General features: G+C 46.3%; 18 protein-coding genes. 8 read left to right on the forward strand and 10 right to left on the reverse strand.

Going from position 1 to position 23,569, the window contains the following annotated elements:
* Window positions 1-229: 229 nt before the first annotated feature.
* Together murI and QUA01_RS04035 are read left to right on the forward strand one after the other, a co-directional pair.
* The gene (gene murI / locus QUA01_RS04030) at window positions 230-1,093 is read left to right on the forward strand and encodes a glutamate racemase (protein WP_333087029.1); all 864 of its coding nucleotides are present in this window, start codon (window positions 230-232) and stop codon (window positions 1,091-1,093) included.
* A 211-nt stretch (window positions 1,094-1,304) separates the two neighbouring features.
* Complete coding sequence (locus QUA01_RS04035) at window positions 1,305-1,859, forward strand: NYN domain-containing protein (RefSeq protein WP_194008536.1); 555 nt, start codon at window positions 1,305-1,307, stop codon at window positions 1,857-1,859.
* 787 nt (window positions 1,860-2,646) lie between these two features.
* On the opposite strand, the gene QUA01_RS04040 is transcribed toward QUA01_RS04035, so the two are convergent.
* From QUA01_RS04040 to QUA01_RS04050, 3 genes are all read right to left on the reverse strand, one after another.
* Window positions 2,647-3,852, reverse strand: a complete 1,206-nt coding sequence (locus QUA01_RS04040) for a glycosyltransferase family 2 protein (RefSeq protein WP_333087030.1) — start codon at window positions 3,850-3,852, stop codon at window positions 2,647-2,649.
* A gap of 496 nt (window positions 3,853-4,348) precedes the next feature.
* Window positions 4,349-5,980 carry a polysaccharide biosynthesis protein gene (locus QUA01_RS04045; protein ID WP_333087031.1) on the reverse strand — a complete coding sequence of 544 codons (1,632 nt, stop codon included), beginning with the start codon at window positions 5,978-5,980 and terminating at the stop codon, window positions 4,349-4,351.
* Window positions 5,981-7,057: 1,077 nt separating this feature from the next.
* Window positions 7,058-8,326: a type IV pilus twitching motility protein PilT gene (locus QUA01_RS04050; RefSeq protein ID WP_333087032.1), complete on the reverse strand. Its 1,269-nt coding sequence runs from the start codon at window positions 8,324-8,326 to the stop codon at window positions 7,058-7,060.
* A 417-nt stretch (window positions 8,327-8,743) separates the two neighbouring features.
* On the opposite strand from QUA01_RS04050, the gene QUA01_RS04055 reads away from it, so the two are divergent.
* The 3 genes from QUA01_RS04055 (at window position 8,744) to QUA01_RS04065 (ending at window position 12,851) form a co-directional block, all read left to right on the forward strand.
* The gene (locus QUA01_RS04055) at window positions 8,744-9,898 is read left to right on the forward strand and encodes a DUF58 domain-containing protein (RefSeq protein WP_194066508.1); all 1,155 of its coding nucleotides are present in this window, start codon (window positions 8,744-8,746) and stop codon (window positions 9,896-9,898) included.
* Window positions 9,899-9,984: 86 nt separating this feature from the next.
* Entirely contained in the window at window positions 9,985-10,200 is a 216-nt protein-coding gene (locus QUA01_RS04060) for a hypothetical protein (RefSeq protein ID WP_194066507.1), read from the forward strand.
* Window positions 10,201-10,238: 38 nt separating this feature from the next.
* Entirely contained in the window at window positions 10,239-12,851 is a 2,613-nt protein-coding gene (locus QUA01_RS04065) for a chloride channel protein (RefSeq protein WP_333087033.1), read from the forward strand.
* Window positions 12,852-13,179: 328 nt separating this feature from the next.
* Here QUA01_RS04065 and minE read toward each other — a convergent pair whose 3' ends face one another.
* The 7 genes from minE to QUA01_RS04100 form a co-directional block, all read right to left on the reverse strand.
* A complete protein-coding gene (gene minE / locus QUA01_RS04070; protein WP_333087034.1) occupies window positions 13,180-13,551 on the reverse strand; it encodes a cell division topological specificity factor MinE in 372 nt (123 codons plus the stop codon).
* Window positions 13,552-13,798: 247 nt separating this feature from the next.
* Window positions 13,799-14,605, reverse strand: coding sequence for a septum site-determining protein MinD (gene minD, locus QUA01_RS04075; RefSeq protein ID WP_194066505.1), 807 nt, complete (start codon window positions 14,603-14,605; stop codon window positions 13,799-13,801).
* Between the two features lie 534 nt (window positions 14,606-15,139).
* Complete coding sequence (gene minC / locus QUA01_RS04080) at window positions 15,140-15,937, reverse strand: septum site-determining protein MinC (RefSeq protein ID WP_333087037.1); 798 nt, start codon at window positions 15,935-15,937, stop codon at window positions 15,140-15,142.
* A 387-nt stretch (window positions 15,938-16,324) separates the two neighbouring features.
* Window positions 16,325-17,005, reverse strand: a complete 681-nt coding sequence (locus QUA01_RS04085; RefSeq protein WP_333087039.1) for a response regulator transcription factor — start codon at window positions 17,003-17,005, stop codon at window positions 16,325-16,327.
* Window positions 17,002-18,456 (reverse strand): sensor histidine kinase, encoded by a 1,455-nt coding sequence (locus tag QUA01_RS04090; protein ID WP_333087041.1) that lies wholly within the window; start codon window positions 18,454-18,456, stop codon window positions 17,002-17,004. The genes QUA01_RS04085 and QUA01_RS04090 overlap by 4 nt, the downstream gene beginning before the upstream one ends.
* A gap of 60 nt (window positions 18,457-18,516) precedes the next feature.
* Window positions 18,517-19,131: a cupin gene (locus QUA01_RS04095; protein WP_333087043.1), complete on the reverse strand. Its 615-nt coding sequence runs from the start codon at window positions 19,129-19,131 to the stop codon at window positions 18,517-18,519.
* Window positions 19,132-19,402: 271 nt separating this feature from the next.
* Complete coding sequence (locus QUA01_RS04100) at window positions 19,403-19,534, reverse strand: hypothetical protein (RefSeq protein ID WP_333087046.1); 132 nt, start codon at window positions 19,532-19,534, stop codon at window positions 19,403-19,405.
* 34 nt (window positions 19,535-19,568) lie between these two features.
* Here QUA01_RS04100 and QUA01_RS04105 point away from each other — a divergent pair, with 34 nt between their 5' ends.
* The 3 genes from QUA01_RS04105 (at window position 19,569) to QUA01_RS04115 (ending at window position 23,404) form a co-directional block, all read left to right on the forward strand.
* Window positions 19,569-20,237 carry a YHS domain-containing (seleno)protein gene (locus QUA01_RS04105; protein WP_333087047.1) on the forward strand — a complete coding sequence of 223 codons (669 nt, stop codon included), beginning with the start codon at window positions 19,569-19,571 and terminating at the stop codon, window positions 20,235-20,237.
* A 392-nt stretch (window positions 20,238-20,629) separates the two neighbouring features.
* A complete protein-coding gene (locus QUA01_RS04110) occupies window positions 20,630-21,331 on the forward strand; it encodes a DUF4079 domain-containing protein (protein WP_333087048.1) in 702 nt (233 codons plus the stop codon).
* A gap of 342 nt (window positions 21,332-21,673) precedes the next feature.
* Entirely contained in the window at window positions 21,674-23,404 is a 1,731-nt protein-coding gene (locus QUA01_RS04115) for an NAD(P)H-quinone oxidoreductase subunit 4 (RefSeq protein ID WP_333087049.1), read from the forward strand.
* Window positions 23,405-23,569: the final 165 nt, after the last annotated feature.

Genomic DNA, 23,569 nt, shown 5'->3' on the forward strand with positions numbered 1-23,569 from the left:
GTCAGTGGTCAGTAGTCATTAGTCAGTGGTCATTAGTCAGTAGTCATTAGTCATTAGGGAATTGTTAGCTGTTGACTGTTAACTATTAACTGTTGACTGCCAACTGCCAACTACCAACTGACTACTGCCAACTGACTACTGCCAACTGCCAACTGGCAACTACCAACTGCCAACTGGCAACTACCAACTGACTACTACCAACTGCCAACAGACAACTAACTATTAACAAATGACAACAGACAACTCTGGACAAAAAAGAATCGGTATTTTTGACAGCGGTGTGGGCGGTTTGACTGTTTTGACGCAGTTATACGAACAATTGCCCAACGAATCTATACTTTATTTGGGAGATACGGCGAGGCTTCCTTACGGGACTCGCGCAGCTTCGGAAATTGTGCATTTTGTCCGGGAAATTATGGCCTGGCTGGTGGAGCAGGATGTGAAAATGGTGATTATGGCCTGCAACACCAGTTCTGCTTTGGCGATGGAAATGGTACAGGCTGAGTTTGATATTCCGGTGCTGGGAGTAATTCTGCCGGGGGCGCAGGCTGCGGTGCAGCAAGGCAAGCGGATCGGGGTGATCTCAACTCCGGCTACGGCTGCTAGCAATGCTTATCGAAATGCGATTTTGGAAATGGATGCGGATTGTCGGGTATGGCAGGTTAGCTGTCCGGCTTTTGTGCCGCTGGTGGAGCAAAACCGGATTCACGATCCTTATACTTATGAGGTGGCTCGTGAATATTTGGCTCCTTTGATTCAGCAGCGCATCGATACGCTGATTTACGGCTGCACTCATTATCCGCTGTTGGCTCCTGTGGTGCGATCGCTTTTGCCTGTTGGGGTGAATTTAATCGATCCGGCGGTGCGGGTTGTGGCTGCTGCTGCTAGAGAGTTGGAGGTTTTGGGGCTGCGGAATTCTGGTACTGCGCGGCCGACTCGTTTTTGCGTGAGCGGGCTTCCTGAGCAGTTTGCGGATTTGTCGGTGCAGTGGCTCGGCTGTACTCCTGCGGTTGAAAAGATATCTCTGCCGACTGTTGTTCGTAGCGAAGCGGGGCGTAAGCCATCGCCCGTATCTGTGGAATCTGTCGAATAAGCTGGAAAATTGCTCGATCGCGCGACACAATCGCCGAAATCTTCAATCTAAAATCTTACCCTCCAAAACCCTAGGGATTTGGGGGGTTGAGTTTTTGCTGGGAACATTGCAGCTAGCGATCGAACATCATTGTGTAATAAAATGCAACAAAAGCTTTGATGAACAATGCAAATAATGTCCTCTATCTGCTGGAGATCTTCAGCCTTGAACCATGTCACCGTATATATCGCAAGCAGTGTTACTTGTAGATGGCTATAACATAATTGGACTTTGGCCTCGACTCCGAGAGAAGCGCGATCGCGACGAACTCGAAACAGCCCGCCGCGAGTTGATTGAGGCTTTGGTTAACTACAGCGCCGTACAAGATTTTGAAGCTAGACTCGTGTTTGACGCTCAGTATCGAAACACTCCCAGCGTTAAAGAAATTATTACTAAAAATTTATCTGTGCACTACACTGACTTCGGTCAGACAGCAGATACTTATATTGAAAAGTCTTGTGCTAATTTGCGCTACGAGTTGCGATCGGTCAAAGGCAAAAGCCGAATGATTGTCGCCACCTCCGACAGAGCCCAGCAATTAACCGTAGTCGGCTACGGTGCCGAATGGATGTCCGCCCAACAACTAGCGGCTGACGTAGAATCCACCGCCCGCCGCAGCGAGCGCCAGCACAAATCTCGCAAACACAATTCCAGTCGCTTTCTGGCCAATTCCCTCGATCCAGAATCGCAGCAGCGCCTCGCCAGAATGAGAATGGGGCTGCATTAGCGTCCCAAACCCGCTTGCTGCATGAGAAAAAAAAAACTTTGCAAAAGGCCTTGCCAAATCGAATAGGTTCAGCTACTATTAGTAAATGTGGATGACAAAAACCACGCAATCCTCGGTAGCTCAGTGGCAGAGCGATCGGCTGTAATGAATGCAAGCCTTTGGCATCAACCAAAAGCCCTAGTGACATAGCAGCTTTATCCGGTAACGGGTACTGAAAAATCGGGTGAATTCAAGGAAACCGCAGCACTTCGGGTGGCGGCAATCTTGAGCCAAGTCTGGCGAAAGGCAGCGGTTTCGATCGCAAGTAGCCGGAAAGGTGCAGAGACTAGAGATGAGGAGCCTAACCAATAAATCTCACAGCGCCCGACATCCCGCGACAGATGATAAGTCTGCGTTTTAGGGATGATGAAATAGTCCGCGCCCTTCGGAAACGTTGGGATAAGTGTAACCGATTGGTCGTAGGTTCAAATCCTACCCGGGGAGTTAGTAAAAGTCTGAAGTTGGAATTTTCCAGCTTCAGATTTTTTTTGTTTTTATTTTCTACCAGATTCATACAGCGTATTCCACCTACAGGGAATACGCTGTATGTCAACCGCTTCTTACTCCCCATCGAAATATTTGGTTTTCTCGAGCGAGTTTTTGGGCAGCCATTTATTTAAGGTAAATCCGTCATCAAGAAAATTTGTAAAAGTATAGTTTTTCCCGATCGGTTTATTCATCGTAGGGTGTACCCGAAAAAAGCTGTTTGAGTTAGATCGAGCATCTGGCTGACGCACCCTACCGAATACTAAACATCGCGTTCTGTTCGCACCCACTTAGTTTGCCGCTTCAGCAGAAAACCCAGATACAAAGGAATTTTCCACAGGATATAAAACGGTACGGATAATAGAGTTGCGCCGGAAATGTCGGCACGGCCAAATTTTCCCCAAGCGCTGACAATTGCAACTAAAATTAGTAGTCCTTGTACTCCTAACAAGATGGCAGGAATCGCGGATGCTCCGATAATCGCTGCTACTATAGAGGCGACAAAAGCGGCTAGCCAAAGAGCAACTAAAAGCGATAGAGGAGGGACGGATAAGTCGAGGGCGATCGCCATTAAGTCAAAACGCTGTTGCTCGATCGAAGCTGTCGCCAGCCTGGGTGTCTGAGTTAGCAACGTCTGGATGTGTCCGTGTTCCCATCTGGTTCTTTGAGTTTTAGCTGCTTCCTCCTGCTGCGGCAAACACCCTGTGACTCTGGCTTCGGGGCAGAATACGGTTGGATGTCCGGCGATCGCCAGATCCAAACTCATTTGCATATCTTCCACGATATTGCCGCTGGCTAAAGGAACATCTCGAATGATTAGCCAGGGAAAAGCCATGCCCGTACCTGTTAGCAATGACGGGAATCCTAGCTGTTTTAATCCGCTGGGGCGGACTAGGTTTTTCACGAGAAATGCTAAGGCTGAAATCGAATCTTTGGGGGTAGGATCGGGCGGCTGTTCCATTAAATATGTGGCCTGCACCGGTCTTTGTTTGGCCATTGAAACGCGGGCTAATGTTTCTATGGAATCTGGCTCGCAGATGCAGTCTGCATCAACCATAATGACTACTTCTGGAGGGTCTGAGGCGATCGACTGCAAGCCGAAATCCAGGGCGTATCCCTTCCCCTTACGTTCTGTGTCATGGCGCTCGATCGCCGTTGCACCGCAGTTGCGGGCGATTTCTGCCGTAGCATCCGTGCAGTTGTCAGCAATGACTAACAGGCGGTCTTGAGGTGTTAGCTGCGGCAGAATGGTAGAGATGGTGGCAGCTATTCCTACTGCTTCGTTGTAGGCTGGAATTAAAACGGCTATTTTGGGGCGGGGTTCTTTGGTTTCGTCTGTGGGGGCGAGGTTCGACAGGAAAGCTGCACTGCATTCTAGAAATAGAACTGCAACGGGAATTAGCAGGATTAGGGCGATCGTCAAAAGTACAACATCAACAAATAGCAACGGTAGCTGATTTATTTCCACAATTCTAGCACCTTAATTTAATTTAATTTGCAGCGGTCATTGAATTGACTTAATCAAATTTAACCTCAGTCAACTCAGCGATCGACACTATAGCTTTTCAAGCGAAAGATGAGGTACTATGCGACATTGGGCATTGGCCAAACAGGGCATTGGCCAAACAGGGCATTGGCCAAACAGGGCCTACCTCACTTTTTTGATAACCGCTATATCTAACTTATAAGATACGAAAACATCACCCTTATTAGGTTTGTAGTCAGGAATGCGAGTCCGTTCCAAGAGAGGAATTTAGTCCTTGCCACGAACTAATTTGATTGCAATCGTTCGCTCCAACATGATATCATATCATGTCGATTCTTACCATTTTAAGTAAATCACTTAATTAAACCTCAAACAGACCCAAACTTGAAAAACCCGGTATCTCAAAGAAACCGGGTTTCGGGTTGTTCAGCTTTGAATCAACTAAAAATGACAAAGCAATCTCTCAACTATTTTTCAATTACGCCGCTTCCCGCACAGGAACAGGTTCAGATTTTTTTTGAGTGAACTGTGCCGGGAGTGCAGATGGTCTGATACATTTGGAGACCGATCGCAAATATCCCACTTCTGCTTCAAGAGAATCCACCGCAGAAAGACTTTCCACTAATTGATCAAATTCATCAGCATTAACTCCAGCACAGTTCAAAACTTTTTGGTTGAGCCTCCCGTACATTCCTTGCAGGAGGAGTTGGATAATTTCGCTGTAGTCAGCGACTTCTGTTCCGTAACCTTGCAATTTTTTCGGATTGACTCCCCACTGCAAAATTTTCAGCAATTCTGCGGCGGAACTCCACGCAAAAGAAGAAGCAATTACCTCTTTTTCCGCTGCGACAAGAGCCGGCTTAATTTGCACTTCTGGGAAATTCTGATCGCTAATTATTTTTTCCAGGTTAGACACTTGTTTATCTAACACGCACAAAGAAAAAGGAGCTAGTTCTAGAATCACCATGTCGCCAGCCTGGTCAACTCTTCTGAAAGGATCTTCCAGAACATTAATTAGGAGATGAATGTCTGTAGGTTTATTCCAGTCAAATTGTCCTAAGAAAAATGGTTCTTCGTATCCCGGTAAAAGTCCTTGAAAATAAATCGGCAAATTTTTGCCGGATTCAAGAATTTTATACAAAGCGACTTCCAAGGTTTCTGTCGGCCATCCGAGATTGCTGACGGCGACAATTTTCAGTTTTCCCGGAACGGAAACCACGAGCGAATTCAGTAACAAATGTACGGCTTCGACTAGATTTTGAGCGGTTACGTAGCGGTGGGGGGCGTGAACGTTGACTGTTTTACTTTGCTGTACTTTCTTGGACATTTGCTCGCAGAACAAGCTATTTTCTAGCATATGAGTAAAGCGAACCATCCCGTAAGTGACTTTTCCTTCTTGAGCTGCTTTGGCAAATTGCCATTCTGCAAATTTTTTGGAGGCGGCGTAAATTTCGGTTGTAAAATATCGAGATGTTTTGCCTGTGGAAGAGAAGATGCAGTCTTCTACGCCGTATTCTTCGGAAAGTTGGATGACGTGTTTGCATCCCAACAGGCTGGTTGTAACTGTTTCTCGAATTTGGATTTCAGCTAATCCGGGCTGGCGCTGGGCTGCTAGGTGAAAAACAATGTGCGGTTTTTCTACTTCAAATATGTGTTTGAGCGCCTGCAAGTTGCGAATGTCGGCGGCATAGAAAGTTACTGCGCCTTCTTTGTTAAAGTGCGGGAGATTTTCGTCGGGGTTTTGACATCGGGCTTTGTCTACGGAAATGATGTTAGTTGCGCCTAGAGAGAGGAGTTTTTCGATTAGAAAACTCCCGACGCATCCTTCTCCGCCGGTGATGAGGATAGTTTTTCCTTTGATTTTGTTGCTGCAGGCGAGGCTGTACAGGTTAATGGTACGATCGCGCACATCGCTAAAAGGTTCGCTTTCTAGTTGTCCGTCGGCTTGATAGGCTGCGATTAGTTGTGCGGTGAGAGTTTGTAGCGTTGCTAGGATTTGCGGATTTTGCGGTTCGGGGGAACCTGGGGGAACTAGCTGCTGGATGCGATCGATTATTGCCGCTTTGCTGCCATCTTCAAACACTTCTGAGAAGTTAAATGTGTTATTCACTTTCTGGGCTCCTTTAAATTATAGAAATACGGTTGTTGATGCTGATTCAGAGTTGTCAAACTGATTTTTGAGGGACAGAATTTTAAAAATTCGGCTGATTTGGGTTGTTTTTACATAGAAAGCTACTTAATCGGAAAGATAGGCGATCTGCTTTCCTACTAAATAATTATTTTCAGTCTACTTGTGGTTTTATTAAGGAATTTTTAATCTGCTTGCTTTGGCTAGCTGCTAAGTCGGAACTTTCTCTGTCAAAAATTAGTCACTACAACTATAAACGTAAGTTGCTGGCCGTTGGCAATAGTCACAACAGATCTTTACCATTTCTTTGTAATTACCTCAGAATATTCACGCAATTTTAAAGTTAATGTAAAGTAGTGCAGGCGTCAAACAAACTTAATAATCCTTGCCACTATCAGTAAAATGTCTTTTTTATTACTAATTGTATTAAAAGTTTAAGTAAAGATACGGAAAACATTGTCAAATATTGCGGTGTGCCTAAAATATTGCTATTTATAGCCTTTCTGTGCTCTCATATGAGGTACTATATGGGATACGGGATAGGGCATTGGGCGAGCGCGAAGCGGAGGGATTGGCCCGCGCAGGGCATTGGGCGAGCGCGAAGCGGAGGGATTGGCCCGCGCAGGGCGAGCGCGAAGCGGAGGGATTGGGCATTGGGTATACCTCACTTTTTTTAGAACAGCTATATACGAGGTTATAGCTTTTATCAAAAAGGTGAGAACTGAGTCGATTTTAGATACTTCGGCTTCGCTCAGTACGAGTTTTAAATTTTAGATTTTAGATTGGGGAATTCAGGCTTCTATCGATTTTAGATTGGGGAATTGAGCGAGTGATATCATCTCCGATGGATTAGCACGCGCGAACGGTTTTTGTGATAGTAATTGACCGGATATGATATGAGGTATTGAGCGATCGCTCAATACCTCATATTTTCCTCAAACTGCCACATATCCGTACACAATAAGTCATTCCCAATTTTTTAATTTCAACTCTTAAATCTCAAATGTCAAATAGTATGAATTGGTGGGGTAGCCAGAACAAGACTACCCCTGCGTGCTGCTACCGGTCGCGAATGCTGCGTTCTTTTTTGCTGCCTTCAAAGCCGCGAGCGTCCCCAACATCGTAGCCTCCAGTCCGTAAGCGACGGTCTAAATCGCTCGCTTCGGGAGAACTTTTTGCTGCTTCTTCGATCGTCACTCTGCCTTCGAGCACCAGTTTATAAAGACCCTGGTTGATAATCTGCATTCCTTCGTAGGTGTCATGTTCCATCAACCGGAAAGCTTCGTCATCAGCACCTTTCATTAAGTAATCGTGCATGGCGGGCGTATTCACCAAAATGTCGTGAACTGCGACGCGGCGGTTGTCAACTGTTGGCAGCAAAAGTTGGGCAATTACTGCTACCAAAGAATCGCAGATTTGAATCCGCATCGTTTGCTGTTCTTCGGGCGGATACATATTCAACAAGCGGTTGATGGCGTTTATGGCGCTGCGAGTGTGGAGAGTTCCAATTACTAAGTGACCTGTTTGAGCTGCTTGCAGGGCTGTATTGATGGTAACGCGATCGCGCATTTCCCCGATCAGAATCACATCTGGATCTTCCCGCAAAACTGCCCGCAAAGCCTGCTGAAATTCGTGGGTGTGCAAGCCGACTTCCCGCTGGCTGACCAAGCATTTTTTAGAAGGGTGAATGAATTCGATCGGATCTTCTATTGTAACTACGTGCTTCTGTTCCATCTGGTTGAGATGGTCGATCATGGCAGCTACTGTTGTTGATTTTCCCGAACCGGTAGGCCCCGTAACCAGTATTAACCCCTGCGATCGCAGAATAATACTTTTGAGAACTTCTGGTAGCCTCAAGGAATCGATAGTCGGTATTTCTAAACTGATCAATCGCAATACTATCGCACCGCCGCTGAGGGCATCGAAACAGTTGACGCGACACCGCACAAAGCCTGGGTAAAAAATTGCTGTATCTAATTCCTTGGTAGCTGCAAACTGTTGTCGCTGTTCGGGGGTGAGAATTTCGGCTAGATAATTTTGAAACAATTCTGGCGTTACTTTGGGGTGGGTGGTTGCTACTTGCATCACGCCCCGAATCCGAAATCGAGGTACTTGGCCGACTCTAATGTGAATGTCGGAAGCCGAGGCGCTGTGGGCATCTCTGACCATTTGTTCGATCGTACTGGTGGGTGTCTCCACAGCCCGTGGCGGGGCGGCGGGGGGCGGACTCGGCGCGGGAGTTGCGATTGCTAAGGGCGGGGGCGGCGGAGGCGTGCGGCGGGCTTGAGGCTCTGGTCGAACGGGTGTACGATTGTTTGATGGGTTCATTTTTTAGTCTCCAATCAGTCGATTTTAGGTGTAAAACTTGAGATTTTGGATTGACTCGCAGCGCCGTGAATCTGGCAGTTTCAATGAGGGTCTACAATTTGCGAATTGACGGTGATTGAGTATCGGGAGGTTGTATCCGTTATTGGGCGAGGTCAGTGTATTATAGCTTTTATCAAAAAGGCGAGAAGTGAGTCGATTTTAGATTTTAGATTTTAGATTTTAGATTGGGGGATTTAGGGATTGGAGGATTGAGGGATCGATCGCTCAATACCCTATCTTTGGCTCGAACTGCTATAAGTGCGAAAAAATACCCAATTTATAATCTAATCGCTCGCTGGCTCATTCGGTGCTAGATGCTGAAAATATTTTACAATTGGGCTTGATGGGACGATCGACTAATTAACAATTTTAACTTGTATGAATATCAGTCAAAAAATTGTCGGCTGGCTCGAAAATCGTGCTGTAACCCCCGCCTACGCGGGTTGGCTGCTATCGGGAATGACGGTTTTCTTTTTTGGATCTGCTACTAATACAATGGCTGGTTGGTTGTACGCACTAAGCGGTGGGAGTTTGGCGCTGTTGGTCGTAGCGGCGGTTTTGCCGGTCAAATCGCTTCGTTCTTTGGAAGTGCGCCGTCGCCCCATCGAACCGGTGAGTGCGGGCGATCAAATTACAATCGAACTAGAAATCACAAATCGCGATCGCCAACCTAAAACTTTGTTGCAAGTGGTAGACATCTTGCCGTTTGTATTGGGAAAAGAGGTCATCCGCCCGATCGAAGTGATAGAGCCTAACAGTACATACAGGGATACATACTATAGAGAAGTCCCGCAGCGCGGTATCTATCGCTGGCAAGAGGTGCACTTGAGAACGGCTGCGCCTTTAGGGTTGTTTTGGTGCCGCCGCAGCCGTCCGGCGAAAGCGGTGGCGGTTGTCTACCCGCAGGTTTTGCCGTTGAGCGCTTGCCCTTTGATCGATCGCATCGGTCAAGAAGACAGCCCGCAATTGTACAATCGCAGTCGATCGCAAACTGCTACCGAAGGCCTCACCCGCAACCTCAGACCTTACCGCCACGGAGACCCCACCCGCCTGATTCACTGGCGCACCAGCGCCCGCTACGGAGAACTGCGCGTGAGAGAGTTAGAAGTTGCCGCCGGCGGTCAAGACATTATTATTGCTCTCGACAGCGGCGCTTTGTGGGAAGCAAAGGAATTTGAACGAGCCGTGACAGTAGCAGCTTCTCTTTACTTCTATGCTAGCAAGCGCCTGTTAAACGTCAAACTTTGGACGGCCGGAACCGGACTCGTATCGGGGAACCGGGTAGTTTTGGAAATTTTAGCCGCGGTTAATTCTGGGGAAGAGGCGATCGATTCTCGATCGAAACAGTCGATAATTTGGCTGACTCCAAACACTACGAGTTTAAGCACTCTTTCCCAAGGTAGCCGCTGGGTGCTATGGCCGAGCGCCACTGCTGAAACAGGCGAAAAAACATTAGTAAAACACGATTTACCAGGGTTAGAAATTCGCTCCGACCGACCGTTAGAACTTCAGTTACAAGCAAGCATCTCCTAGACTTTTAGACGTTAGGATCGCCCTGAAGGAAGATCGCAGCCACTTCAGTCAGAATGGGAGTGTTCTTATCGTTTAGCTAAAGAAATATGAAAGACGAATTTGATGACAAAGAGAGAAATTTTTCTCCCGGCGATCGCTCAAACGCTATTTTTGGGCGAACAGAATTATATTTATTGCTGCTGTTGTTCGTCGGTGGTATTACGATAGACTACTGGTTTAGGCATCACCCACAACAGCTTTGGCGATCGCCCACCGAGCAGCCTGCGGGTCTCAGTCCACCATCCCCCAAACCGCTGCTTTAAGCGGGATCGTCAACGTCTGCACTTTCCCCAAAGGCAAAATGATACGCATCGGAAAACTTATCTGGAGTCGCTTTTCCCATCAACTGTTGCGTCCCAAGCGATTAGCGATTTTTGAAGCCTGCCTGATTGGGCTAGTGTCAGGACTTGCTGCGCTGCTGTTGGCACAAGGAGTAGGTTGGCTCGGCGGCTGGCGGCAACAGGCAACGCATTTCATCCCGGCCTATATTGCACTACCCTCGATCGGGGCCCTAGGCGGATTCTTGTCTGGATTCATAGTCGATCGCCTCGCTCCGGCCGCCAGCGGGAGCGGCATGAGCGAAGTCAAGGCGGTACTCGCCAACGTTCCGATGCCTTTGAATTTACGAATTGCCCTAGTGAAGTTGGTCAGCGCCACCCTCATACTCGCTGCCGGCATACCCCTCGGACGAGAAGGCCCCACGGTACAGATTGGGGCAGCGTTAGCGAGTCAACTGAGTCGATGGTTCCCAACTTCACCCGATCATCGCCGTCAGATCCTCGCAGCCGGAGCCGGAGCGGGACTTGCAGCCGCGTTTAACGCGCCGATCGCAGGTGTTTTATTTGTGGTCGAAGAACTGTTGCAAGACGTGTCAGGAATCACCTTGGGAACCGCTATCCTAGCTTCGTTCATCGGGTCAGTTGTCGCTCGGATCAGTGGTTCGCACAATCTCGATTTAGACCTGCATCTTGTTGTCTTTAATACCAGCTTTTCTGCTTCTGAGATTCCGTTTTACCTGCTGCTGGGAATCATAGCAGGCGGACTTGGCGTGCTGTTCAATCGCTCAATCCTGACAAGTTTGACGTTGTACCGCCGCTTTTTCCGTGTCGGCTTACCCTGGCGAATCGGATTTGCTGGGCTGATTACGGGAATTGCACTCGCTGCTTTACCAGATATATTTCGAGACAATGCCGGACTCAAAGAACTGCTATTAACCGGAAATGCAGACTGGCAACTCGTGGCGATCGTCTTTTGCATCCAGTTTTTTCTGATCGTCGTCACCTACGGTTCTGGCGCACCGGGCGGGTTGCTGATTCCCAGCATGGTACTGGGTGCAGCGTTAGGATACCTCGTAGGAGTCGGAGAACACCAAGTTTTGGGTTTAAGTCTGGCAACCACCTATGCACGGGTGGGGATGGCGGCATTTTTCTGTGCGGTTGCTCGCACTCCGATTACTGCGGTAATCCTAGTGTTTGAGATGACGACTGACTTTAATTTAGTGTTGCCGCTGATGATCGTATCTGTGACTTCTTACCTGATTGCAGAATTGCTGGATGAAGGTTCGCTTTACGATCGCTTGCTCGCCTTTAAAGGCATTCACCTGACGAAAGAAACGAGCGCTCAAGATCCTTGGACAGATCTAACTGCATTGGATGTGATGCAGCCGAAAGTAGAAACGCTTTCTAGTCGGATTCGTCTGGAAGAAGCGTTACAGGCGTTTTCTGTGTCTTCCCACCGCACGTTTCCGGTGGTAGAAAGCGGCAAGCTTGTCGGCATTGTAACTCAAAAGGATATTACCAACTTTTCTGCACGAGGATTGAATGGTGAGAATCTTGTCAGCGAGCTGATGACACCAGAGCCGGTTCGCATTAACCCAGAAGATACGCTTGCCTATGTGCTGCATTTGCTCGATCGACACAATCTCCATAGCTTACCAGTCGTAGAAGGACGGCGATTGGTCGGTATTATTACCCGCAGCGATATTATTCGCGTTGAAGCAGCTTATCTCAACAACGAAAGTCTCGCTCAACCAAAGGTAGAACGATCTCGGATAATTCATCAAACCAAATCGCCCGAAACTGGACAAGGGCGCATCCTCGTGCCGTTGAGCAATCCAAAAACCTCCCTGACGCTGTTAGAAATGGCAGTGGCAATTGCCCGCGATCGCAACTATGAAATTGAATGTTTGCAGGTGATTGTTGTGCCGAGACATCAGGTGCTTGCAGAAACTCCAGTAAAAACGGCGGAGGGTCAAAAGTTACTAAAGCAGGCAATCCGTCTGTGTCAAGCGTGGCAAGTTCCGATCCATACCCAGATTCTAGTGGCGCATGATTTGTCAAGTGCCATTCTCGAAACGATCGAAGAGCGACATATCGATCTCGTCTTAATGGGCTGGAAAGGCAGCACTAAAACACCGGGGCGGGTTTTTAGTCGAGTTGTCGATACTATGATTCGACAGGCTGTTTGTGAAGTGGTGTTGGTGAAGTTAATTGATCGAGCAATTTTTGAGCGGTGGTTAGTACCAATGGCAGGCGGGCCCAATGCCCATCAAGCAGTTCGGTTGCTACCTGGATTGATTTCTCTGACCAAAACCGCACAAGTCAGATTATTTCATGTGTACGATGCTTCTGAGGAGCGCCAAGCCAATCGTGTTGACTTTGAACCAACCGAAGAAATCTTGAAAGCTGCCGCTGAGTTTCTCAAGCCCCAAGTGAATGCCTCTATCTTGACGACTTCTGTATGTGCTGATTCTGTGTCGGCTGCAGTATTGAGTTATGCCAAACAGGATGGAAGCGATGTGATTGTTTTGGGTGCGAGTCGAGAGGGATTATTGCAACAGATGAAACAGGGAAATATTCCAGCCCTAATTTCTCGTCAAAGCAACTGCAATGTAATTTTGGTGAGAGCGTCTTGAAGCAGAAAAATGAATCACAAGAGATATAGTTTCCGGTCGATTAGCCACAGTAAATAAGGTTCGTGCGGACGACTGTCCGTTCTTATTACGGACGGTCGTCCGCACTGCGAAACGTTTTTGTTATAGTAATCTAGCGAACAGAATAGAAATCGTAGAGCGATCGCTAATCCGGTGATTTGTTTTGATATTGAAAAATTTTTAATAGAAACGATCGCATTTTTTGAGAGAGCATCTGAGTTTTGTTTTTGTAGCGCTGTCGCGCGATCGCCTAGTAAAGGCTCGCATTCCTACAAAAAAATATTTTTACAAAGCCGCAGATGCTCCCCGGTTAATCTGTCGTTTCCGGGAGAATGTCCACGACATACTCCGGTACATACTCGGGAATATCCTGGGGCAAATTCTGGGGCAAATTCTCTGGCAAATTCTCCCGTGGCTGTTCGAGGCGGACTCGCCGGATCGGGAGATTTGCAATCAATGCTGTCGCCCGCTGATCGCTAGCAAGCGCAAACTCCGACTCAGTAGTATCGATTTCCACATAGCGAGACACCACCTCTAGAATTTCTCGGCGCATCGATTCAACCATTTCGGGGCTGAGCTCTGAGCGATCGTGGGCTAAAACCAGTTTCAGGCGACGTTTTACATCGTCGCGGCTGTTGTCAGGGGTGCGCGGGAAAAGTCGTTCGAGAAGTGTGTATAGCATGGGTATAGCGGATTTGTCAAGGGTTGGGCATAGAACAAGTCAGTCGATTTTAGATTTTAGATACTTCGGCTTCGCTCAATACAAGTTTGAGATTTTAAGATTGGGGAATGACTTATTCCCGTCTGGGTTGGAGTAGGGGGCAGCAGTTTGATGCTTTTGGGGAACCGGTATCACTTGGGAAAACTTTCAAGTAATTTTTGTGGTGCGGTGGTTGCTGTTTGAGGTCGATCGCCAATATGGCAGCACATCACATAATTTTAGTATTGAAGAACTTGCGGAGGCGAGTAAAAAAGTTTTCGGGACGGGAATTGAGATCGAGAAAGTCAACTTTTTCGCCTTCTAAGCGGCGGGCAATATTGTCGAAGGCCGTTCCAGCTAAAGAGGCCGTTTCCGACAATACTAATGGTTCGCCTCGGTTCGTAGAAACAATGACGCGCTCGTCGTCGGGAACAACGCCTAACAGCGGAATGGCGAGGATTTCCCGCACGTCTTGCACCGACATCATATCATTTGCCAGCACCATTGCAGGCCTGATCCGGTTAACGATCAGCCTAATTTTTTTGACATTGTTGGCTTCTAGCAGCCCGATGACTCGATCGGCATCCCGGACAGCAGCGATTTCTGGAGTGGTGACAATGATGCCTTCTTGCGCCGGGGCGATCGCATTTTGAAAACCCTGTTCAATTCCAGCCGGAGAGTCAATCAAAATATAGTCGTATTTTGCTCCCAACATCCCCACAAGCTGCTTCATTTGCTCAGCGCTGATGGCATCCTTCATCCGAGTTTGGGCAGCCGGCAACAGCACCAAACGCGGCTGCCGCTTATCTTTCACCAAAGCTTGCTCTAACCGGCACTCTCCGGCGAGAACTTCTAAGGCCGTGTAAACAATGCGGTTTTCTAAGCCCAGCAGCAAGTCTAAATTTCTGAGACCGAAATCGGCATCAATGACGGCAACATTGCGCCCCCGCTTAGCTAAAGCCATGCCGAGATTGGCTGTGGATGTGGTTTTTCCCACTCCGCCTTTCCCTGATGTAACAACAATAATGCGAGCCATAAGCGATTTTAGATTTATTAGTCAGTTGTCAGTTGTTAGTTGTCAGTTGTCAGTTGTTAGTTGTCAGTTGTCAGTTGTCAGTTGTTAGTTGTCAGTTGTTAGTCGTCAGTTGTCAGTTGTCAGTTGTTAGTTGTTAGTCGTCAGTTGTCAGTTGTCATTGGCAACGGTATTATTTGGGGTTGCTAATTAGCTGATTCTTTGGATATTTTTCCGTGATTTTGTTATTAATTGAATTAGGAAGTAGTTTAGTTTTGTGATGGTAGTGAACATCAAGAGTTTGCACTACCATCACAAAAAAATGCTTTTGTCAAGCCGGAAATGCTCCCTTGAATCAACTCAACGCTCAAAACTAATAACTCTCCTTGTTCCACCAATTCTCTCTGAATTTGCCTTGAAAATTTAAAACTTCCTTGACTGACTGATTTCGCCAAGACCAAAATTATAAAGCGCAGACTTAAAGAGAAGTAGTATTGCCAATAACCAATGACCAATGACTAATGAGCAATAACCAATAAAATAACCAATAACCAATAACTAATCACCCCCAATTAACTGCGATTTGTCAAAATCCGAGGCTCTACCGATCCGAATTCCTTGAGGTGTCACATAGGCGACTTCCGGGAAAAACTGAGCGGGTGAGGTTTCAGGGCCTCTGGCCACATACTTAGCAATCCTAATCACCATCGGTTCCATCTGCAAGGTCATAATCACGCTTTTGGTATTGCCACCGGCACCGGCGTGCACTACGCCCCGCAAACGCCCCCAAACTAGGATATCTCCTCCGGCGATGACTGAGCCACCGGGATTTACATCTCCCAAAAGTACGATCGTCCCTGGATGGCGAATTTCTACGCCCGATCGCACTGTCATCTGCAAATATAAAGGTTCCGCCAGCGATTGCGGTTTTTCGGCCACCGTTTGACTCAGGGAAGAAACCGGAGGCTGCTGTTCTACACAATAGCCTGCAGTAGCGGCAGCAACGGCGGTTTGGCGGCGGCTGGTGTAGACTCGTTTGAGTTGCAGTTCCACTTCCGATAGGGCATCGGCGATTTCTTGCAGTTGGCGGATATCTAAAAGTCGATCGCTCCCCATCAATTTTACTTCTGCATTTGGCTGCCAAAAGCGTTCTCCTGCATTCAGCCTAACTTTTAGCTGCTGGCAAAGTTCAGTCCAAGTCGAAGCTGCACCAGTTGCGGCCTCGGTGTTGGTTTCTGGGGGAAGCAGCAACAATAGTTGTCCGTCTTCAGTCTTGAGTCGGACTTGCAAATCTAAGCTGATTTCGGGTGTTGATTGAGCAGCAGCAGCGGCTCCGGCAGAGGCATCGGGTATCATGAAACAGTTCGATCTCGGGTAGGGACAGGTTAACATCAATATTAGCTTGAGTCGTCTTTTGCCTCAGCCTTTGGGGGGAAAAGTCTGGTTTTTTTATTTTTAACGGCAGCTATGGCAATTATATTTTGTTTGCGAACATTTTTTTTTGATCGATCGCAGAGAGTACAGGTATAGATAGGACTTACGCACCAGTGGTGAGAAACCGGGTTTTTTTGCAAAAATACTGCATCTAGACCTTTAATAGCAATTCCGGTTGCACTCCTCATGATTTTAACTGTCAACAGTCAACAGTGAATTTACTATTCCGATGAAGAGAGGATTTGATATAATTTAGATAAAAAATCGGTTAGGATTGTGTACTTCATAAACCTAGAATAGGTTGTAATATTACTTTTGCTCTCGCAACACATAGCCAACTCCCCGAACAGTATGCAGCAAGCGTTTTGAGTTACTTGCTTCTAACTTAATCCGTAACGCCCGAATATACACTTCAATAATATTTGACTCGCCCATAAAATCGTAACCCCAGACTTTTTCTAAAATCCGATCGCGCGTAATGACTTGACGGGGATTTCGCAGCAAAAATTCTAACAAATCAAACTCTTTAGCCGTGAGTTCAATTAGTTTATTTTCTCGATAAACTTCGCGGGTTAAACAATTTAAGATTAGGTCTTCAAATTCTAAGCTATCAGGGTCATTTGGTTGGAGGCGACGGAGACGTGCTTTTACCCTCGCTAGAAGTTCTTCGATACTGAAAGGTTTAGTCACATAATCATCAGCGCCAGCATTTAATCCCGTTACGCGATCGGGGACTTCATCTTTTGCTGTTAACATAATTATTGGTACTTGCACGCCAGTCGATCGCAACCTCAAACAAATATCCAATCCAGAGATACCCGGAAGCATCCAATCTAGAATCAATAAATCCGGTTCAGCCGTGCGGGCGATCGTCAATCCATCCAATCCATTGGGGGCGACGGTGACGTGATAGCCTTCTAGAGTAAGTTCCGATTCGATGAACTTCGCTAGTTTAGGGTCATCTTCAACCAGGAGAATGCGATCGCTCATAGTTGTGGATTCCAGACAGGTAAGGTGATAGTAAAAATACTACCTTCTCCCGGTTTCGATCGCAGCGCGATACGTCCTTCCATACCTTCGATCAGGCTTTTGGCGATCGCCAATCCCAACCCTGTACCGTCTCTAGAGCGAGTCATTGACTCATCCACCCGGTAAAACCGCTCAAAAATCCGGTTTTGATGGGGGAGAGAAATACCAATTCCGCGATCGCCCACATGAATCATCACCTGCTCTTCCCTCTTTTCTAAGACTAATTCCACAGGTTGTTCGGAATCAGAATACTTAATTGCATTATCAAGCAAATTAATTAAAACTTGTTGTAAACGAGCTTGATCCGCACAGGCTACAACATCTTCATCATTGGAAACCAAAATAATTTTTCGATTGCTAACTTTTTGACTCATTTCAACCACCTCAGCCACCAGAGTATTCAAGATCACCGGATGCAAGCGAAAGTGCAAATTGCCACTATCAGCCCGTGCCAAATCGAGTAAATCTTCTAACATCCGAATCGTGCGTTCAGTTTCACCAACCGCTGTTTCCAGTGCTTGCTGCTGATAGTCACTTAAATTAGTGCTGCGTCGGAGCAAACTTTGTAAATAACCGAGAACAACCGTCAGGGGAGTGCGTAATTCGTGAGAAACATTGCCGACAAATTGGCGTTGTTGCTCCCAGGAACCCGACAATCTAAACAACATCTCATTAAAAGTTTGTGCAAGTCCTAAAATCTCATCAGGAGCCTCATCCAGTTGGAGTTTTGCCGCCTGCAAATTATCAGCAGACAAAGTGCTAGCCACTTGACTCATGTGTTCCAAGGGGCCCAGAGCATGGCGGATCCGACTGGCGATCGCCAACATTAACACCAAAATTACCACAATACTGACAACAATTAAACTCCGAATCCCATCATTTAATTGACGTTGCTCGTCAGTGATATCTTGAGAAAAATATACCGTACCCAGCAACTGATTTTTGATTCTCAGAGTCGTGCTACAGATTACCATGTAGCGATCTTCCACCCGCACAAAAGTCGGCTCAGCAGGAACTTGCGTCAACGAAAGCATCTTCGTAATCTTAGAAGATTGCAGATCCATATCAGGTGAATTTACCAACAGCATCCCGTCATTTCGCTTCACCCACACCATAATTCCTCCTGTAGAAGCTTTATGAACGCTTCGAGTTAAACCAATTTCTAGTGAACCCATTTCACTATAAAGTTCAACCTGTTCGGGAAAACGCATTCCAATATATTCCAGCGTTTGTTTGTGGGCACCGACTAGATTTTGTGACCTTTGCCAGCCAGACCAAAATGCCACGCTGCCAAGTCCTAAAATCGAGAGTAACAGCAATTCCAGCGTCAGGCGAAACTGAAGCGAAGAAGTAGAAATTCGCTTACCAGTAAAATGATTAATAGCAGCTCTAAATTTGGTTATATGCTTCATTCAATTTACCAATTCCCAATTCCTAATTCCCAATTCCCAATTTCCCATCAGAATGCTCGCTTAAAAATTTTCTGCCGTGCCTTGAAGTTGGTTGAATTCAAAGCGTCGATCGTAATCTGTTTCACCATAAATATTAAAGCTAATTGTTGGTTCATCTCCGATCGCCTCCACATGATGAATTGCATCGGGCATAAAGCACAAAATGTCACCAGATGCAAGCAAAAGATCGCCCGCTGTTTTGATTTTATTGGAAAATTTAGCATTTGGCGATCGCTGCCAAAAAGTATTTTTTTCCTGTCCACCAAGTAGCGCCACCAGCCCCCAACTAGCATGATTGTGAATCGGAGAAACTGCCCCCGGAGCCCAAGCCACCAACTGCACCGTCAGAGGAAAAAATGGTTCATCATAAAGTGTTTGTACTGCCCATCCTGTCTCAGAGTCAGGCTCTAAAAGAGCAATTTGAAGCCAAGAAGAACCATCTAACAATTTGCGAACAAGAGGACAAATTGCCTGGAGTCGTAAATAATCATCACTAATTTGTTCTAATACATCTTCCAAGTCAGTTAAAAAGCGGTAAAGTCGGTAGGGATGAGTCAAATTTTGTGTTTGACTGATAGCCTCACCAACACGGTACTGTCCATCATCCGTTACTAACCAGTCTTTTCCTGTGATCATTTCTCAACTCGCGATTAAATTACTGAACTACTAAAAGATAGTCAGGGTTAATCTCCAGTCTATAAGATATTCCTGGTAACTAGATGATGGGTTCCTAATTCTTAGATGAATTTTTGCTGAAGAAACCGAGAGATAAAACTCTGAATGTTTTATCTCCCATCCATCTCTTCCTCATCTAGCACTCATTTTCTTGAGTGTTAATGTAAATAACCTCAAGTCTTGAGGACAACACCATTAGGACTGACGCACGGGTGGCCAGAAACCGGGTTTTTTACCAATAATCCTTCACTGTCACCCACAAATCAAGTAAAAACCCGGTTTCTTTTGTCAAAAGTGCGTCGAGGACAACAAAAAGCCAGCCGATTTGCCACAGAGTAAGAATTCTCAAGCTAATCTCTGGCATGGAACTGCTAACAATTTATCGGAAAATTAAACACATGAAAGTAAAATACTTTACCACGATCGCGATTGCCACTATTCTAGGCTTGGCAACAGCTAATGTTAGCTACGCCAACTTCAAGGGTGCCACAAACTCAAACTCTACAACCGTTTCATTCAAGATTGCAGAATCCAATCCTTGCGCTGGTAAAGCCAATCCTTGTGCGGGGAAAGCCAATCCTTGTGCGGGGAAAGCCAATCCTTGTGCGGGGAAAGCCAATCCTTGCGCGGGTAAAGCCAATCCTTGCGCTGGTAAAAACAGCACAACAACCGTTCATCCTAAGTATTACACCGAAAATGGTATGGCTCTTGACGGTCAGGATGTCGTAGCCTATTTTACCCAAAGCAAATTAGTGATGGGAGTTAGCCAATTCAAACATAATTGGGGTGGCACAACTTGGATGTTTGCTAGTGCAGCAAACCGCGATATGTTTGCTAAAAATCCTGAAAAATATGCTCCTGAATACGGTGGATATTGCGCTCAGGCTGCCAGTGAAGGAAATCTTGTTGCTACACAACCTGATGCCTGGAAAATTGTTAATGGGAAGCTTTATCTCAACTACGACAAGAAAGTACAAGCAGAGTGGATGGGTGATATCCCCGGTCATATTGCTTTAGCAAACAAAAATTGGCCTAGTATTCTGAATAACAAAGAATTGTTACGTTAAGCTTAATTAAAGCTGATGCCGGATACTCAGAAATCTTTTTGGAGCTATCATACTTGATTCAAACTCACATTTTGTACCATAATATTTCTGGTATTCGTTTGTAAATGGAAACGCCCTGGCGCTCCGGCGAGTTATTGTCTCTTTTGCTACTATCTGGGATTTTGTTGAAGCCTTGTGTGTTGTTCGATCGCGCGATCGATTGCGTGAAGGTATCAAAAGTTTAGTTAAACTGAGATATTGCAACACGAGTGTCCTGTAGGGGCTCACTTCGCCAACAGTCACAGAAAGTTACAGAGAGGTTGAATAAACCCGCTCTTCCCTATGAAAAAGCCTGATTTGAGATGGGCGCAAGATGTGAGGTTAAATCGAATTGAAAAACGAAAGGGTATTGTATGGAACTTAAAGATTTTCTGGCTTTGCTGCATCCGATTTTAGCTGTAGCGATCGTTTTTCCGATGCTTGGTGTGGTGCTGAATATGGCTTGGCAAACGATGCAGCGCCGCAAGCAAGTTGCATCCGGGGAAAAGAGCAAAATTCCTCCAGTAGTCGGTTCAGAACACCTGAAAGCAGGTAGAATTCTGTCTGGTTCGGTGGTAGGAGTGACGTTGTTGGGTTTAGGCTACGCGATTTTTGAGCATATTTTGACCGAACAAATTTGGAGCAAAAACTCGTTTCAAGTCGTTTTCATTGTGCTGATGTTTTTGGCGACTATTGCTTCTTTGGTGATGCTCTATCGATCGACACCGGCGTTATGGCGTGGCATATTTGCGACATTGACTGGTGCTGGCTTGGTGATTCTTGGCACTCAAGATGGCGTTTATCGGCTAACCAAGGAATGGTATTGGTCTCACTATTACATTGGCATCACCGCTGCGCTGCTGATGGTGTTTTCGCTGGCGATTGTTGAAGATATTTACAAAGATCGATCGAATCGGTGGCGCACTGTCCATGTCATCTTGAATTCGATAGCTGTGCTGCTCTTTCTGGGACAGGGAATGACGGGAACCAGGGATTTATTACAAATTCCTCTGAACTGGCAGAAACCCTATATTTATAGCTGTGATTTCCCCAATAAGACTTGCCCGAAACCGTAAGCAGGAATATCTGTGTTTTGTAAAAAGGATTTTTTGGGCTGGGCGATGCTAGAAATACACAACACAGATGCTCGCCGTCGCATTAGTGTTATTTTTGGCTTCCCGACTTCACAAGCCTTGTCCAGAGAGGTTTAGAGCCACTTTAGCTGCTAGAAAATGTTTGAGTCCGGTTAAAAACTGCTGAATAAAATAACTGCAAAAACTATTGACATTTGCCGCAATCTATGATTTTGCTAGCCACTGCGGTATTTGTCAAAAAAATATATTTACAAATGTTAAGTTTTACTTAAATTTAGTATTATAATTGTCGTAACTTCCAACTAAGTATTTATTCTCACTATCATGATAGCGGATCAATTTCCTTGGCTGACCGCAATTGTCATCCTACCCCTCATAGCTGCCGCCGCCATCCCTTTTTTGTCGGATACAGACGGCAAAACAGTCCGCTGGTATGCTCTGAGCGTTGGTATTGCAGACTTTGTATTGATGTGCTGGGTGTTCTGGACTCACTACGATCCGAGCATCTCTACTTTCCAAATCGTCGAGAAATATTCCTGGATACCTTCTTTAGGGCTCAACTGGTCTGTTTCGGTTGACGGGCTGTCGGTTCCGCTGGTGTTGTTGGCGGGATTGGTGACGACGCTATCTATTTTTGCTGCATGGGAGGTCGATCGCAAGCCTCGATTGTTCTACTTCCTAATGTTGGTGATGTATTCGGCACAAATCGGAGTATTTGTCGCCCAAGACATCATGCTGCTGTTCATTGTCTGGGAATTAGAACTAATTCCGGTGTACCTGCTAATCTCGATTTGGGGCGGACAAAACCGCCGCTACGCAGCTACCAAATTCTTGATTTACACCGCAGGCGCTTCCATTTTTATTTTGATAGCTGCCTTAGCAATGGGATTTTACGGCGGAGGAAACGTTACCTTCGACATGGTAGAACTCGGCTTGAAGGACTACCCGCTGGGTTTAGAAATCCTGCTTTATGGCGGATTGTTCATTGCCTTCGGCGTAAAACTGGCGATTTTCCCCTTTCACACATGGCTACCTGATGCCCACGGCGAAGCATCTTCTCCGGTGTCGATGATTCTGGCCGGCGTGTTGCTGAAAATGGGCGGCTACGGACTGATCCGCCTGAATTTGGAACTTCTTCCGAAAGCACACATTTACTTTGCACCGATTATGGCGGTGCTGGGTGTTGTTAACATTATCTACGGCGCGCTGAATTCCTTCGGCCAAACGAACATGAAGCGCCGCCTTGCGAATTCGTCGATTTCTCACATGGGATTCGTGTTGTTGGGTATTGCTTCCTTCACGGATTTGGGAATCAACGGGGCGCTGCTGCAAATGATTTCCCACGGTTTGATCGCCTCAGTATTGTTTTTCCTGGCGGGCGTTACCTACGATCGCACCCATACAATGGTGATGGACGAGATGGGCGAGATTGGGAAAGTGATGCCGAAAGTTTTTGCCTTGTTTACCGCAGGCGCAATGGCATCTTTGGCACTCCCCGGTATGAGCGGTTTTGCTAGCGAATTGTCAGTCTTTGTAGGCGTTGCAACGAGCGATGTTTACGGCTCTTCTTTCCGCGCGGCGATCGTGTTTTTGGCGGCGGTGGGAGTGATTTTGACACCGATTTATTTGCTCTCGATGCTGCGACAGTTATTTTACAACTGTGGAACATTGGCGGCTTGTGACCTTGAGGATCTAGATTTGCGGAATCAGCGAGAGAATCTGGATGAAGCGGTTTGTTTCGGTAATAGTTGTATTTTGCCTGGTGATGCACAGTTTATTGATGCTAAACCTCGGGAAGTGGCGATCGCATTTTGCTTTTTGATACCGATTGTGGGAATTGGTTTTTATCCCAACATGGCGATGCAAGTTTACGATGCGACGACTGTGGCGGTAAACGCCGAAGTCCGCCAATCTTACAGCCTAATTGTTCAAGAAAATCCTCAGATTTATGCGAAGGGATTTTTGACACCCAAAATTGCACAGACTCCAACAGCCCCTGCTTTGGGCCAAATTACTGGATCTGAATCTGCATCGGCTTTCGGTATTGTCAAATAATTTTATCGAATTCTGTTTTTGTTGAAAATTGGGCGATCGCTTTTTTTGAAAGGGCGATCGTTTTTTTTGGCAAAGAAGTTATTGGTTATTGGTTATTGGTTATTGGTTATTGGTTATTGGTTATTTGTTGTTAGTTATTAGTTATTTTAGCTTGAGCGAAGTCGA

The sequence above is a fragment of the Microcoleus sp. S36a_B3 genome, assembly GCF_036700745.1.
Classification (GTDB): domain Bacteria; phylum Cyanobacteriota; class Cyanobacteriia; order Cyanobacteriales; family Microcoleaceae; genus Microcoleus.